Below are 12,983 nucleotides of genomic sequence, written 5' to 3' on the forward strand. Positions count from 1 at the left end.
CGTCCAGGACTATTAAAGTCACGCACCCTAATAAATCAAATTAGATCCGGTACTTGAGGTTTAATTCGTCGCTCGTACCAATTCATTAACGGCGTAGAACTAATGCCGTGCAAAATCACAGAAATCACGATCGTTGAAAAAGTAATCCAGGCAATTTGTTCTCCGAGTTCGCCTTTTAAACCTTTCCCAAAAGCATAGGTAAGATAATAGATAGAACCGACACCGCGAATGCCAAACCAACCGCACAGCCAGCGACTGGCGGGGTGCAAAGGACTGCCAATCGTACTGATCCAAGCTCCCAAGGGGCGAATCAAGAAAAACAAAAATCCCGCCACTAACATCGTATCTGCTGCAAAAGCCAACATAGGTTTTAGGCGCAACAAAGAACCTAAAAGTAAAATAGTGGCTACTTCCATTAACTTTTCAATGCGCTCGGTAAATCGCAATTGGGAAAGCGGTTTTTCTGGGTCGCGGTAACTGCGCTGCACTACAATTCCTGATACAAAAACTGCCAGAAATCCGTAGCCGTTGACTACTTCGGTTAGAGAATAAGTGAGCAAAATTGTACTCAGGGCGATGAAATCTTCCATTAATTCATCGGCTGGTCTGTAGCGTTGCAATCTTTTATCGATCCAGGTGACAGCTTTAGCTACTAAAATGCCCATGACAATTCCAGCGGCAACTGCCCAGATTATATCAATTACTACCCACTGCGAAAACCAGTTCGGCCAATTACCATCTTTTAGGGAATAAATTCCGAAATAAACAAAGGGAAAAGAGAGAGCATCGTTTAAGCCACCTTCTGAGGTTAAACCAAAGCGCAATTCATCTCGATCGTCTAAATGTGCTAACTGAACTTCGGAGGCTAAAACTGGATCGGTGGGAGCGAGAATTGCTCCTAATAAAATCGCAGCCCCCCAATCTAAATTCAAAAAGAAGTGACCGACTGCTGCTATACTAAAAATCGAAATAGGCATTAAAAAACCGATCAGGCGCGCTGTGGAATTCCAAGCCCAAAGTTGCAGGGGGCGGTTCATTTTTAGGCCGCAACTGAAGAGAGAAACAATCACTACAAATTCTGTGAGTCTTTCTAAAAATTGAGCATCAGGGCGCAATTCAATCAGTTTGACACCGTAGGGGCCCAATCCGATGCCAACTAACAGGTAAATTAAGGCATAAGACAGTGGCAATCGGGAAATCCATCCTGAACCTAATGTGACAATCAGCAGGAGGATGCCAATAACTAGCAAGTTGAGAATGTAATTATCCACCATAGCGATCGCACTTTAATCAAGTTGAACAATTGCAATCGTGGCACGTAAAAGCTGCCCGCGCATCTGCCAACCGCTAGAGTCTGCTATCTTCCCAAAGTTAGATTTATTTATTATTAGTTATTTATTTATTACTGACTTTTTTCCGTAGCGATGATGTGCAAATCTACGTGTTTGAGCGATCGCACTAATTGCTGAGTCAAAGAACCCCGCAACAACAACTTCCAGCGGGATTGCTGGCTTTCACCAATCACAATTTGAGTAATGCGATACTGTTTAGCTACATCAGAAATTGCTTTGGCTATATTCTGACTCTGCACCCGCAGGAATTGCCCGTTAAATTCTTGGCAAAGTTTCTGGCACGTTTCAATGTGTAAGCTTTCGGATTTTGTTAAAAAGCGATCGGGGTTCTCCACAAATAAAACATAAAATGGTGCATTCATGTAACTAGAAATTCTCCCACCCCGTCGGAGAAGCTGCAAAGAATTTGGATAAGTGGAAACGCATACTAAAACTCGTTCGTGAATGTTGCAAGCTTGACCTTTTAAAGTTGCGGCCTCCTCTTCAACGTTGTCTGCGACTTCTCGTAATGCTAGTTCTCGTAATGCAATTAAATGACGACGCTGAAAAAAGTTTTTTAAAGATTGTTCAATTTTTTCGGGAGCATAGATTTTACCTTCTAGTAACCTTTCTTCTAAGGTTTCTGGTGTCACATCAACCACGAGTATTTCGTCAGCTTCTTCCAGAATGCGATCGGGTACTCGTTCTCGCACGACAACTCCGGTAATTCGCGCTACTAAATCGTTGAGACTTTCTATGTGCTGAATGTTGAGAGTTGAATAAACATCAATGCCAGCATTCAGGATTTCTTCGACATCTTGATACCGCTTTTCTCTGAGAGAACCGGGAATATTTGTATGAGCCAGTTCGTCGATTAATGCTAATTGAGGGCTGCGGGCGATGACAGCTTCTGTATCCATTTCTGTTAGAGTTGTTTCACCTCGCAGCATTTGTTTTCGTGGCACTACTTCCAGTCCCTCAGCTTTGGTTGCTGTCTCTTTTCTGCCGTGAGTTTCTAACAATCCGACAACTACATCAATGCCTTCTGATTTGATTGTGTGTCCTTCTTCTAGCATTCGGAAAGTTTTGCCAACACCGGGGGCCATCCCGATAAAGATTTTGTGCTTTCCCCGACGGCGGGTGCGATCGTAAGTGCGATTCGGCTGGGCGTAAACTGCGTCGGGGTTATTTTCGAGTTCGCTAGAGTGAATCATAGCTAAATAGTTAGTTGGCAGTTGATAGTTGACAGTGGGTAGTTGGTAGTTGGCAGTTGCTAGTTGCTAGTTGTCAGTTGTCAGTTGCTAGTTGTCAGTTGCTAGTTGGTATTTGGTAGTTGCTAGTTGTCAGTTGCTAAAAACAACAGATAACAAATAACAAATAACAAATAACAAATAACAAATAACAAACAACAAACAACAAACAACAAATAACCAATAACCAATAACTATTTTAAAGCATCTAAAGCTAGATTGAGCTTGAGGACATTAACTCCGGGTTCACCGAAAATGCCGAGAAATCTGCCGTCTGTATTTTGGGAGATCAGAATTTCGACTTGATTGGGATTGAGCGATCGCACTTTTGCTATCCGTTGAACTTGCGCTCTAGCAGCCTCTTCGCTAAGATGAGGGTCGAGGCTAGAACCAGAAGTATACACTAAATCAGCCGTAGGTGTGATGCCAGCTTTGTTGAGACGATCGATTTCAGATTGAATTCCCTGAAAACCATCTTTATCATTACCTCTTTTCAGCAAATCTGAGTTGCTGGGACCGATATTACTAGCTCCAGAAACACCTGTTCTTTGACTTAAATTCTCGGCTTTTGTCGGAGCGTAATCTGGGAAAGTGCTGTAATTTGTGGTACTGGGACGGCTCACAAAATATTTTTCAGAGGTAAAATTCTGGCCAATTAATGAGGAGCCAAGTACAACTCCTTGCTTAGTAATTAAGCTACCATTTGCCTGGGAATTGAAAGCTATTTGACCGATGGCTAGCAAAATCAAGGGATAAACAATGGCTGTAATTCCCCACAGGACTAAAGTCACGCGAATTGCTCTGATTATTTCTCTCATATTTTTGATTTTGGTGTTGTGAAAAAGTTAATTTTTGGTTTTAGATATTCAGCTAAAGGGAGCATCCCGAATTTGCAAATATATCGGTAGGGGCGAAGCATGACCGTAGTAAATCTTTCCTTTTAACCAATAACTTATCTGCGGTCATGCTTCGCCTATGCAAAATCGAGATGCTCCCGTTATGCTTCGCCCCTACGAATATATTGGCAAAATTGAGATGCAACTCAGCTAAAATCTTTCCGGCTGAAATATAACCACCAACAGGTAAATAGAAAGCGCGATAATTACCAAACCAAGCAGACTTAAACCCCAGACAGCTTTGCGGGTCAAATCTTCGCCAGAAGCTGCATAAACAGCGGGCGCAATGATGGCATTGAAACACATTACTAGAAATAGCTGCACCGGGATTGGGTGACGCTGCCACAGGGTTTGTGCTAACTCAATAATTGCTTGAAAATCCGTGGGCAAAACATCATTCAGCCAATTATTACGTTTCATGAATCCTCCTTGTTTTGGAAATAAGTATCTTTGTTTATCAGTTGCCGAACTTGTTCTATGCTAAGCCAACGGCTGCAATGCAAATATCGATAATTTTGATGGCAATAAATGGCGCGATCGCCCCGCCAAATCCGTAGATTAAAATGTTCCGCTGCAACAGTTGATTTGCCGTTAAGGGGCGAAATTTTACCCCGGTTAATGCTAGGGGAATCAAAGCGGGAATAATCAAAGCATTGTAAACTAATGCCGATAATACTGCCGATTGACCGCTAGCTAAACCCATCACGTTCAAAGCGCCAACGGGGGCAAACATTGCGGGAATAATGGCAAAATATTTCGCGATATCGTTGGCTAGGGAAAATGTAGTCAGCGCACCGCGTGTAATCAGTAATTGTTTGCCGATTGTCACTAAATCAATCAATTTTGTGGGGTCGGAATCTAAGTCCACCATGTTTGCAGCTTCTTTCGCGGCTTGGGTTCCCGAATTCATGGCTAAGCCTACGTTTGCTTGGGCTAGGGCGGGTGCGTCGTTGGTGCCGTCCCCGGTCATTGCTACTAATTTACCCTCGGCTTGTTGCTTGCGAATTACTTCGATTTTGTCCTCTGGAGTTGCTTCGGCGATGAAGTCGTCAACGCCGGCTTCGTCGGCAATTACTGATGCTGTAATTCGGTTGTCTCCAGTCAGCATAATTGTGCGGATGCCCATTTTTCTGAGTTGGTCAAATCGATCGCGAATTCCCGGTTTAATCACATCTTTTAAATAAATAATGCCGTAGATGTCGCTGCCTTGACAAACTCCCAAAGGTGTGCCTCCCAGCCGGGAAACTCGCTCGTAAGCTTCATCGAGATCGGGGCCGATGTTACCACCGCGCGATCGCACAAAACCCTTCACCGCATCCACCGCACCCTTGCGAACCTCCGTACCATCGGGCAAATCCGTGCCAGACATCCGCGTTTTTGCCGAAAATTCCAGCCCGGTGGCGTTAGCGCGATCGAAAGTTGCTGTAGCGCCCAATTTTTCTGACAAACGGACGATCGACTTACCCTCCGGTGTCTCGTCAAACACGCTTCCAGCCAGCGCTACAGCAGCCACATCCTCCAGCGAGTGACCGTTTACCGGGATGAACTCCTCAGCTAAACGGTTGCCCAGGGTGATTGTCCCCGTTTTGTCCAAAATCAGCGTATTCACGTCACCACAGGCCTCCACAGCGCGTCCAGAGGTCGCTACGACGTTAAATTGAGCCACGCGATCCATCCCCGCAATCCCGATCGCACTCAGCAAACCGCCGATCGTGGTTGGAATCAGCGCCACCAGCAGCGAAATCAGCGTCACCACACCCACCGGAGTTTTCACGTAAGTTCCCACCGGCGGAATCGTAGACACCACAATCAAAAACACCAGAGTCAGCACCGCCAGCAACACCGTCAGCGCGATCTCATTCGGTGTTTTCGTGCGTTCAGCGCCCTCCACCAGCGCGATCATCCTGTCCAAAAACCCCTTACCGGGGTCGGCCATCACCCGCAGCGTTAGTTCGTCGGAAAGGATGCGCGTCCCGCCCGTAACGGAACTGGCGATGTCCGAACCCGGTTCCTTGAGCACCGGGGCGGATTCCCCGGTGATTGCAGATTCGTCTACAGAGGCGACACCCGCGATCACTTCGCCATCAGCGGGAATGATATCGCCTGCGATTACTTTAATTTGATCGCCGCGTCTGAGGGATGTGGAGCTCACTTCCTGCAATGAACCGTCTGGTAAGAGTTTGCGGGCGATGGTGTCGGCTTTGGTCGATCGCAGTGCGTCTGCTTGGGCTTTGCCGCGCCCTTCTGCTACGGCTTCGGCAAAATTGGCAAACACCAAAGTAAAGAACAAAATAAACGTGACTAAACCGTTGAAAACGACTTGATTTTTGCCGGGAACCGGGCCGAAGAGAGTCGGATCGATGGTTAATAATCCAGTCACAATTGTGCCTACCCACACCACAAACATCACTGGATTTTTCAACATTACCCGTGGATCTAGCTTGATGAAAGCTTGTTTGAATGCTCTTTGGTAAAGGCCTTTGGTATTTGCTTTGGGTGTATGTCTGCGGGAGTCGCGAGCACCTCTGGAACGGGAATTTTTCTGAGGATCGGTGGTATTGGAAGAAGCCATATTTTTGATTTTTAATGAACCGCAGAGGACACAGAGAACACAGAGAAAGAGAGGATTGATGTTGACATTTTTTTGCTACAGAGGTGGAGAAGTTGGTGTGGCTAAAGGTGTTGCGGGTACTGTGGTCGGTGCAGGTTCAAATTTGCCACTGCTAATTTCATATCCTTCGGCAATTGGTCCTAAAGCTAGCACTGGGAAAAATGTTAATGCGCCTAGAATTAAGATTACTCCAGCGGTGACGCTGGTGAATAACACTGAGTCGGTTCTGAGAGTTCCTGTTGTTTCTGGTACTGGTTGTTTGTTGGTCATGCTGTCTGCTAACAGCAGCAGTGCAACAATCGGAACATAGCGCCCTAATAGCATACTAAAACAGGTGCTTAAATTCCACCACATTCCGGTAGCTGCTGGTTGAGAGTCTGCCAATCCTTCAAAACCTGAACCGTTGTTGGCGGCGGCCGAAGCATATTCGTACATCACCTGAGAAATCCCGTGAAATCCGGGATTGCTGATGCCGCTCAAGCTGTCGGTAAATGCGAGGGTAATTGCGCCGGGAATTAAAACAGCGATCGGATGAATTAACAGCACAACGCTGGCTAAAACTATTTCCGGTTTTTCTATCTTTCTGCCTAAAAATTCTGGGGTTCTGCCCACCATTAATCCGGTGAGAAATACGCTCAAGATTAAGTAGATAAATAGGTAAGCTGTACCCGTTCCTTGTCCGCCCCAAACTATTTGGAGAAACAAGTTAAATAAAGTAGCAAAACTGCCGGGAGGCATTAAAGAATCGTGCATTCCGTTGACCGCACCGCACATTGTGCCTGTTGTAGTCACTGCCCAAAGGGCGGTTTGGGCCCAGCCAAATCTAATTTCTTTTCCTTCTAAATTTGGCTGCACTGAGCCTAGTAATTTGTTGATGAGAGGATTGCCTTGGAATTCGCCTACTGCTGCAATGCCAATCAAGAAAACGTAGATGCTAAAAACCATCCAAAAAATTAGCCAGCCTTGTTTTTTGTTATTGGCAAATATCCCGTAAGTATGAATGAGCGCTGCCGGAATCGAAACCATGGCTATGGTTTCCAGCAGGTTAGTAAAAGGGTTGGGATTTTCATAGGGGTGAGCCGAGTTAATGGCAAAGAATCCGCCGCCGTTTTCTCCTAGTTGTTTGATGCTTTCAAAGTGAGCAACCGGGCCGCGGGCTATTACTTGGGTGCTGCCTTCTAAGGTGGTGGCAACTGCCGGACTTGCTAGGGTTTCTGGTACGCCATTAATTAGTAGAAGCAAGCCAAGGATTAAAGAAATTGGTAGCAGAATACGGGTGATAGATTGAATTAAATCGATGTAAAAATTGCCTAGGGGTCTACCTGTTAATCCTCGAATAAAGGCAATGCCTACTGCTAAACCGGTGGCGGCTGAGGTGAACATTAAAAAGCCCAAAGTTAACTGGGATAGGTAAGTAAATGTTGTCTCGCCGGAGTAATGCTGTTGGTCGGTATTGGTGAGGAATGAAATAGTTGTGTGCAGGGCAGTATCCCAGGTTGGTGCACCTAAGCCTGTAGCATTTAAAGGGAGCAATCCTTGAAGCATGAAAATGAGGAACACAAATATGCCCATGGCGATATTGCTGTAGAATATCGATCGCGCATATTGCCAACCTGTCATTGAATCTGCCGAGCGAATATTGCCAGCTTGATAGATGAGTTGTTCTAGGGGTTTAGCGGCGCGATCGAGGATGGTTGCTTCTCCCATGTATACTCGTGCCATGTAATTGCCAAAAACCGGGGCGATCGCTACTACTATGATTAGCGTTAAGGCGATTTGAATTAATCCTTCAATCATAAGGGAGTCAATACTTTCTTAAAAGTGCAGTCTACTTTTAACAATCAATATACTTGAAGTTAGGGTGGTTGATAATCAACCCCCAGGTATAAGTTGCTGTTTACCAATTATGTATAACTGCTATATGTTTTAGTGGTAGACCAATGTTTAGATTTTTTAAACTACCTATACTTAGAGATATATTTTGGATATAAACGCGGGTCTTTTGCGTCAAGATAAATGAAATATACCGATAAAATATGGATGAATTAATGATGTTAAAAAAAATATTTAAAATCAAGGAAGACTTGGCTCTGGGAGAGAAATATTGGCGGGGCCGATGGTCGATCGCTATTTTATTTACCATTGTGGTAGCACTAGAATTTAGCACGCCTTCGGAATATTTATTTGGATATTTGTATACTGGACCGATTTTAATGGCAAACTCGCGCCTGAGTCGGTTGGGTAAGTTGCAAATTACCCTGGTAGCGGCGCTATTGACTCTGTTAAATTTGGTTCTTCCTTATGGAGAAAAGATCGCCCTAGCAACTGTAGCAAATAGGGCGATCGCCGTCATGGCTTTGGGAGTGACTGGCTATTTGAGCGATCGCAATCAGCAGTACGAAGAGGCGATCGCCCTTACCAAAGCGCAATTGCAGTCCCAGCAACAATTAGCTAGCATCCGAGAAGATTTTGTGTCTACTTTGAGTCATGATTTAAAAACGCCGATGCTGGGCGCGATCGAGACTATTAAAGCTTTTAAACAGGCCAAATTTGGCGATGTGACTTCTACTCAGCAAAAAGTTTTGGAAACCATGACGCGATCGCACAAAATGACTTTACAATTAGTAGAAACCATGCTGGATGTTTACCGCAACGATACTGAAGGTTTAAAACTACAGCTTGCTCCCGTAAATTTAGTAACTTTAGCAGAAGAAGTAATTGCCACTCTCATCGATTTATCGGCGGCGCGTCGAGTTTACATTAATATTAGTTACGGAGAATCAGATTTTCGTCGCTCTTTGTGGGTAAAAGGCGATGCAGTGCAACTTCAGCGCGTTTTTGTGAATTTATTGACCAATGGGATCAACCATTCCCCTCGTGGTGGTAAAGTAGAAGTGGTGATGGAATTTTATTCAAGTTATCATATCGTGAAAGTTATTGATAGCGGGTTGGGAATTACAGCAGAGGAACTGCCGCACTTGTTCGATCGTTTTTATCAAGGAAATGGCGATCGGCAAGCTAAAGGATCGGGATTGGGGTTATACTTATCTCGCCAAATTATTGACGCCCATGATGGTATAATTTGGGCAGAAAATAAATTGCCTCACGGTGCTTTATTTGGATTCCGACTCCCTGCAATCCCAGAGAAATGAAACCAGCTTATCCCTTGCGAATTCTCTTAGTTGAAGATGACGAACTGTTTCGGTTGGGGCTGCAAACCCGATTGCATCAAGAAAATTGCTTGCAAGTAATTGCGGAAGCCGAAGATGGCGAAACAGCGGTAGAATTGACTCAGGAACACTTACCGGATGTGGTGGTTCTCGATGTCGGTTTGCCGGGAATTGGTGGCATTGAAGCTTGTCGCCAAATTAAACAGCGGCATCCTGCAATTCCAGTTTTAATTTTAACATCTCATTCTCAAAAATCATTAATTGAAAGATTGATTGCAGCGGGGGCTCAGGGCTATTGTCTCAAGGGAATTGCGGCGGAAACTTTGGTGTTGGCAATTCGCTCGGTAGCGGCGGGTGCTTCCTGGTGGGATCGAGCCGCCACTGCGGAAATTAGGGCGGTTTTTGCTAATCCTGAACCTGTTAAAAATAGCCCTAAATCGGAAGTTTTGGAAAATCCACTGACGAAGCGAGAACAGGAAATTTTAGCTTTAGTGGCGGGGGGGAAAAGCAATCAGGAAATTGCTCAAATATTGTATATTGCGCCAGGGACGGTGCGGGTTCACGTTCATGCGATTTTGCAAAAGTTGGAAGTGCGCGATCGCACTCAAGCTGCTGTACTCGCAATTCAAAAAGGATTGGTTGCTGAAGAACTGTTAGGCAGTCAATTTTAAGTGTGGCAGTTTATAATTGTAAACAAAACATTTGTGACTCAGAACTATGAGATTTATTAATCCCAAAATAGACTTTGCCTTCAAGAAGATTTTCGGTTCTAACGAAAGCCGAGAAATTTTGATTAGTTTTTTGAACGCTATGCTGTATGCCGGCGAATCTGTTATCGAAGATTTAGAAATCATCGATCCTTATTTATCTGCTCAAATTTTTGGTCGTAAAGATAGTTACTTAGATGTCAAAGCTACTATCAATGATGGCAGAATTGTAATTATCGAAATGCAAGTTTTGAACGTGCCTGCATTTGGCAAGCGAGTTTTGTACAATGCTGCCAAAACTTATGCACTGCAATTAAATCGAGGCGATCGTTATTATAGACTGAGACAAGTTATCGCTTTGAACATCACCGATTTTGAAATGTTTCCAGGTCAATCTGAAGTAATTTCGCGGTTTGCTTTCAAAGAGACGCAGCGGCTGTTTGATTATCCTGACAGCGAGATTGAGTTGGTTTTCATCGAGTTGCCGAAATTTAATAAAGAATTGTCGGAATTGGTAACGCTGACAGATAAGTGGATTTATTTTCTCAAAAACACTAGCAACCTAGAAACGGTTCCTGAAACCATGAGTACAGTGCCTGAAATTGAAAGGGCTTTTCAAATTGCAAATGACACGAATATGAATCAGAAAGAATTAGATGAATTGCAAAATCAAGAGTTTTGGATTCAAGATCAACAAGGTGCGATAGATCTAGGCATTCAGCAAGGCATTGAGCAAGGCATTGAGCAAGGCATTCAGCAAGGCATGCAGCAAGGCATTGAACAAGGCATTCAGCAAGGAAAAGCAGCATTGATAGTTCGTCAAATGATGCGGTTAGTTGGTGAAATTTCACCGGATATTCAAACGCGCATCCGCGAGTTAAATCTTGAGGAATTGGAGAATTTAGGAGAAGCAATGTTGGATTTTACGAGTATTTCAGATTTGCTGACTTGGCTGCAAGAACATTCTGTTTAATTCTCAAAAACTCGATCGAGACTCGATATCTAAATTTTACTAATGACATTGCTCGACTGAGTTGCTAGGTTGGACACACCTTAAATTTCCTTATCTTCATCTATCTTCAGGTGTATTATGTCCGAGTATATGGGTTTAGTCTCCACTTCGATCGCATTTATAGACTCCGCCGTTGCCGACAGCAAAACTCTCCGCGACGGTATCGAACCGGGGACAGAAGTAATTACCCTCGATGCGGCGAGGGATGGAGTATCACAAATCGCCGAAGTGTTGCGGAATCGCAGCAATATTAAAAGCATTCATATCATTTCCCACGGTAGCCCTAGTAGTTTGCAGCTAGGCGCGATCGCTCTTAATTTGACAAACTTAAAAACCTATGCTAAGCAATTGCAGTATTGGGGGCGATCGCTGGCAGAGAGTGCAGAGATTTTGCTGTACGGGTGCGAGGTAGCTGCGGGCGAGAAAGGCGCTAACTTCGTGCAGCAAATCAGTCTGTTAACCAAGGCAAAAATTGCGGCTTCTAGCACGCCTGTAGGCAGCGCAGCTAAGGGCGGAAACTGGGAACTAGATTATACAACGGGAAGGATTGTTGCTGGAATGGCGATCGACCCAGCCACCAGAACCGCTTATCAATTTGCCTTCCCCCGAACCCTCTACGACGGCACAAACTATTCACCACTACCACCAACATCAGCACCTATACCAGGCATCGGGACAACAGCCGGTACTCAATTAGCTTACGGACAAGTACCTCTTCCAGGCTTCGGTGGTCTTCTACCTGTTGGTGCGTACTCGCCCAACACGGGCATTAATACTGCTAGCGTTACCGCGGCGAATAACACTACAGGCTATGCAGGCTATACCAACTACCGATACACTCCTACTCCTGCGCCAGGAACATTTACTCTAGTCAGTCCAACTTTCCCCGCCCTCAGCCGCACCAACGGCTATAGCGTGTCTTTCAACGTTGCAGTGACGGCGGAAAACAGTAATAGTGACGATCGCGCCGGTTTCAGCATCATCGTCATTAGCAGCGACGCTCAAAATGGCATTGAACTCGGTTTCACCAACCGTAACCTCGGCGCCAACGGAGGCATTTTTGCGCAGCAAGATAATCCCCTGTTCACTCGCGGGGTAAATGCGAATCTTAACATCAGCACTGCTACCGACTACAAACTGGTAGTTCAAGGCAGCACTTACACCTTGTTTGCCGGTGGTGTAGCAATACCAAGCCTGACGAATCAGCCGCTGCGGAACTATACGGCATTTAATCCAACAAACAGCCAGCCAGCTTTACCCTTCAATCCCTACAGACAGCCAAGCTTTTTATTTTTCGGCGACGACACGGATCAAGCAAGTGCCACTTTTACTCTCGGCAACATCTCGGTTAATAACTTCCCGGTGGCAAATCCTGACACCTATACTACCCTGCACGATAAAGTTCTCAACGGACTTCCATCCGTCTTAAGCAACGACACCGACGCCAATAGCGACGCGCTGAGTGCTAGTTTAGTCACAGGCCCGACTAACGGGGCGATCGCCCTGAAATCCGATGGCAGCTTCAATTACACGCCCAAGCAACGGCGATGGCGGCAACGATCTCATTTTCGGGGGTAGCGGCGATGATGTGGCGATCGGCGGCAAGGAAGATGACTTGATTTGGGGGGAGAAGGGCAATGACACATTGGTCGGATACAACGGTAACGACTGCTTGTTTGGAGGCACTTTTGACCCATTTAACCCCGACTTGACACCCTAGACGGTGGCAAGGGCAATGATGTACTTGTTGGTGATACTGGCGACGATCTATTGTTTGGCGATCGCGGTGCTGATACTGTGTGTGGTGGCGCCGGGGACGATACTATTTTTGGAGAAAGTGCGATCGACCTTAACGGTGAAGCAGATTCCTTGTGCGGCGGGGTAGGGGGCTGAAAAACTTTTGGTAGACACCTATTGACATTCTTCCCGGATTGGGTAACTATTAAGTTGTAGTATTATTTGAATGCGAGGTAGTAATTGTCAACAAATCACCGGATGAGTTGAGT

At 45.3% G+C, this 12,983-nt stretch carries 12 protein-coding genes; 6 read left to right on the forward strand and 6 right to left on the reverse strand.

The window, feature by feature from the left end; all coding sequences use genetic code 11:
• Window positions 1-35: 35 nt before the first annotated feature.
• The 6 genes from AAFP11_RS08090 to kdpA all read right to left on the reverse strand — a co-directional run bounded on the left by AAFP11_RS08090 (window position 36) and on the right by kdpA (window position 7,885).
• On the reverse strand, window positions 36-1,274 hold the full coding sequence (locus AAFP11_RS08090; protein ID WP_341736576.1) for a sodium:proton antiporter: 1,239 nt from the start codon (window positions 1,272-1,274) through the stop codon (window positions 36-38).
• A gap of 128 nt (window positions 1,275-1,402) precedes the next feature.
• Entirely contained in the window at window positions 1,403-2,545 is a 1,143-nt protein-coding gene (locus AAFP11_RS08095; RefSeq protein ID WP_341736577.1) for a sensor histidine kinase KdpD, read from the reverse strand.
• Between the two features lie 230 nt (window positions 2,546-2,775).
• Entirely contained in the window at window positions 2,776-3,399 is a 624-nt protein-coding gene (gene kdpC, locus AAFP11_RS08100) for a K(+)-transporting ATPase subunit C (RefSeq protein ID WP_341736578.1), read from the reverse strand.
• Window positions 3,400-3,627: 228 nt separating this feature from the next.
• Entirely contained in the window at window positions 3,628-3,897 is a 270-nt protein-coding gene (gene kdpF / locus AAFP11_RS08105) for a K(+)-transporting ATPase subunit F (RefSeq protein WP_341736579.1), read from the reverse strand.
• A gap of 55 nt (window positions 3,898-3,952) precedes the next feature.
• Complete coding sequence (gene kdpB, locus AAFP11_RS08110) at window positions 3,953-6,049, reverse strand: potassium-transporting ATPase subunit KdpB (protein ID WP_341736580.1); 2,097 nt, start codon at window positions 6,047-6,049, stop codon at window positions 3,953-3,955.
• A gap of 75 nt (window positions 6,050-6,124) precedes the next feature.
• Window positions 6,125-7,885: a potassium-transporting ATPase subunit KdpA gene (gene kdpA, locus AAFP11_RS08115; RefSeq protein WP_341736581.1), complete on the reverse strand. Its 1,761-nt coding sequence runs from the start codon at window positions 7,883-7,885 to the stop codon at window positions 6,125-6,127.
• Between the two features lie 254 nt (window positions 7,886-8,139).
• On the opposite strand from kdpA, the gene AAFP11_RS08120 reads away from it, so the two are divergent.
• The 6 genes from AAFP11_RS08120 to AAFP11_RS08145 all read left to right on the forward strand — a co-directional run bounded on the left by AAFP11_RS08120 (window position 8,140) and on the right by AAFP11_RS08145 (window position 12,870).
• Window positions 8,140-9,240: a HAMP domain-containing sensor histidine kinase gene (locus tag AAFP11_RS08120; protein ID WP_341736592.1), complete on the forward strand. Its 1,101-nt coding sequence runs from the start codon at window positions 8,140-8,142 to the stop codon at window positions 9,238-9,240.
• On the forward strand, window positions 9,237-9,929 hold the full coding sequence (locus tag AAFP11_RS08125; protein ID WP_341736582.1) for a response regulator transcription factor: 693 nt from the start codon (window positions 9,237-9,239) through the stop codon (window positions 9,927-9,929). Before AAFP11_RS08120 ends, AAFP11_RS08125 begins: the two co-directional genes overlap by 4 nt.
• A gap of 46 nt (window positions 9,930-9,975) precedes the next feature.
• A complete protein-coding gene (locus AAFP11_RS08130) occupies window positions 9,976-10,938 on the forward strand; it encodes an Rpn family recombination-promoting nuclease/putative transposase (protein WP_341736583.1) in 963 nt (320 codons plus the stop codon).
• A 117-nt stretch (window positions 10,939-11,055) separates the two neighbouring features.
• The gene (locus AAFP11_RS08135) at window positions 11,056-12,555 is read left to right on the forward strand and encodes a DUF4347 domain-containing protein (protein ID WP_341736584.1); all 1,500 of its coding nucleotides are present in this window, start codon (window positions 11,056-11,058) and stop codon (window positions 12,553-12,555) included.
• Window positions 12,491-12,697, forward strand: coding sequence for a hypothetical protein (locus AAFP11_RS08140; RefSeq protein WP_341736585.1), 207 nt, complete (start codon window positions 12,491-12,493; stop codon window positions 12,695-12,697). The genes AAFP11_RS08135 and AAFP11_RS08140 overlap by 65 nt, the downstream gene beginning before the upstream one ends.
• A 50-nt stretch (window positions 12,698-12,747) precedes the next feature.
• Window positions 12,748-12,870 carry a hypothetical protein gene (locus AAFP11_RS08145; RefSeq protein WP_341736586.1) on the forward strand — a complete coding sequence of 41 codons (123 nt, stop codon included), beginning with the start codon at window positions 12,748-12,750 and terminating at the stop codon, window positions 12,868-12,870.
• Window positions 12,871-12,983: the final 113 nt, after the last annotated feature.

Source organism: Microcoleus sp. CAWBG640 (assembly GCF_020883015.1).
Classification (GTDB): domain Bacteria; phylum Cyanobacteriota; class Cyanobacteriia; order Cyanobacteriales; family Microcoleaceae; genus Microcoleus; species Microcoleus anatoxicus.

Bases quoted from the DNA above. Each gene is read 5' to 3' on its own strand.
- kdpB (WP_341736580.1), bottom strand. From the start codon at position 6,049: ATGGCTTCTTCCAATACCACCGATCCTCAGAAAAATTCCCGTTCCAGA.
- AAFP11_RS08090 (WP_341736576.1), bottom strand. From the start codon at position 1,274: ATGGTGGATAATTACATTCTCAACTTGCTAGTTATTGGCATCCTCCTG.
- AAFP11_RS08120 (WP_341736592.1), top strand. From the start codon at position 8,140: ATGTTAAAAAAAATATTTAAAATCAAGGAAGACTTGGCTCTGGGAGAG.
- AAFP11_RS08135 (WP_341736584.1), top strand. From the start codon at position 11,056: ATGTCCGAGTATATGGGTTTAGTCTCCACTTCGATCGCATTTATAGAC.
- AAFP11_RS08130 (WP_341736583.1), top strand. From the start codon at position 9,976: ATGAGATTTATTAATCCCAAAATAGACTTTGCCTTCAAGAAGATTTTC.
- AAFP11_RS08140 (WP_341736585.1), top strand. From the start codon at position 12,491: ATGGCAGCTTCAATTACACGCCCAAGCAACGGCGATGGCGGCAACGAT.
- AAFP11_RS08095 (WP_341736577.1), bottom strand. From the start codon at position 2,545: ATGATTCACTCTAGCGAACTCGAAAATAACCCCGACGCAGTTTACGCC.
- kdpC (WP_341736578.1), bottom strand. From the start codon at position 3,399: ATGAGAGAAATAATCAGAGCAATTCGCGTGACTTTAGTCCTGTGGGGA.
- AAFP11_RS08125 (WP_341736582.1), top strand. From the start codon at position 9,237: ATGAAACCAGCTTATCCCTTGCGAATTCTCTTAGTTGAAGATGACGAA.
- kdpF (WP_341736579.1), bottom strand. From the start codon at position 3,897: ATGAAACGTAATAATTGGCTGAATGATGTTTTGCCCACGGATTTTCAA.
- kdpA (WP_341736581.1), bottom strand. From the start codon at position 7,885: ATGATTGAAGGATTAATTCAAATCGCCTTAACGCTAATCATAGTAGTA.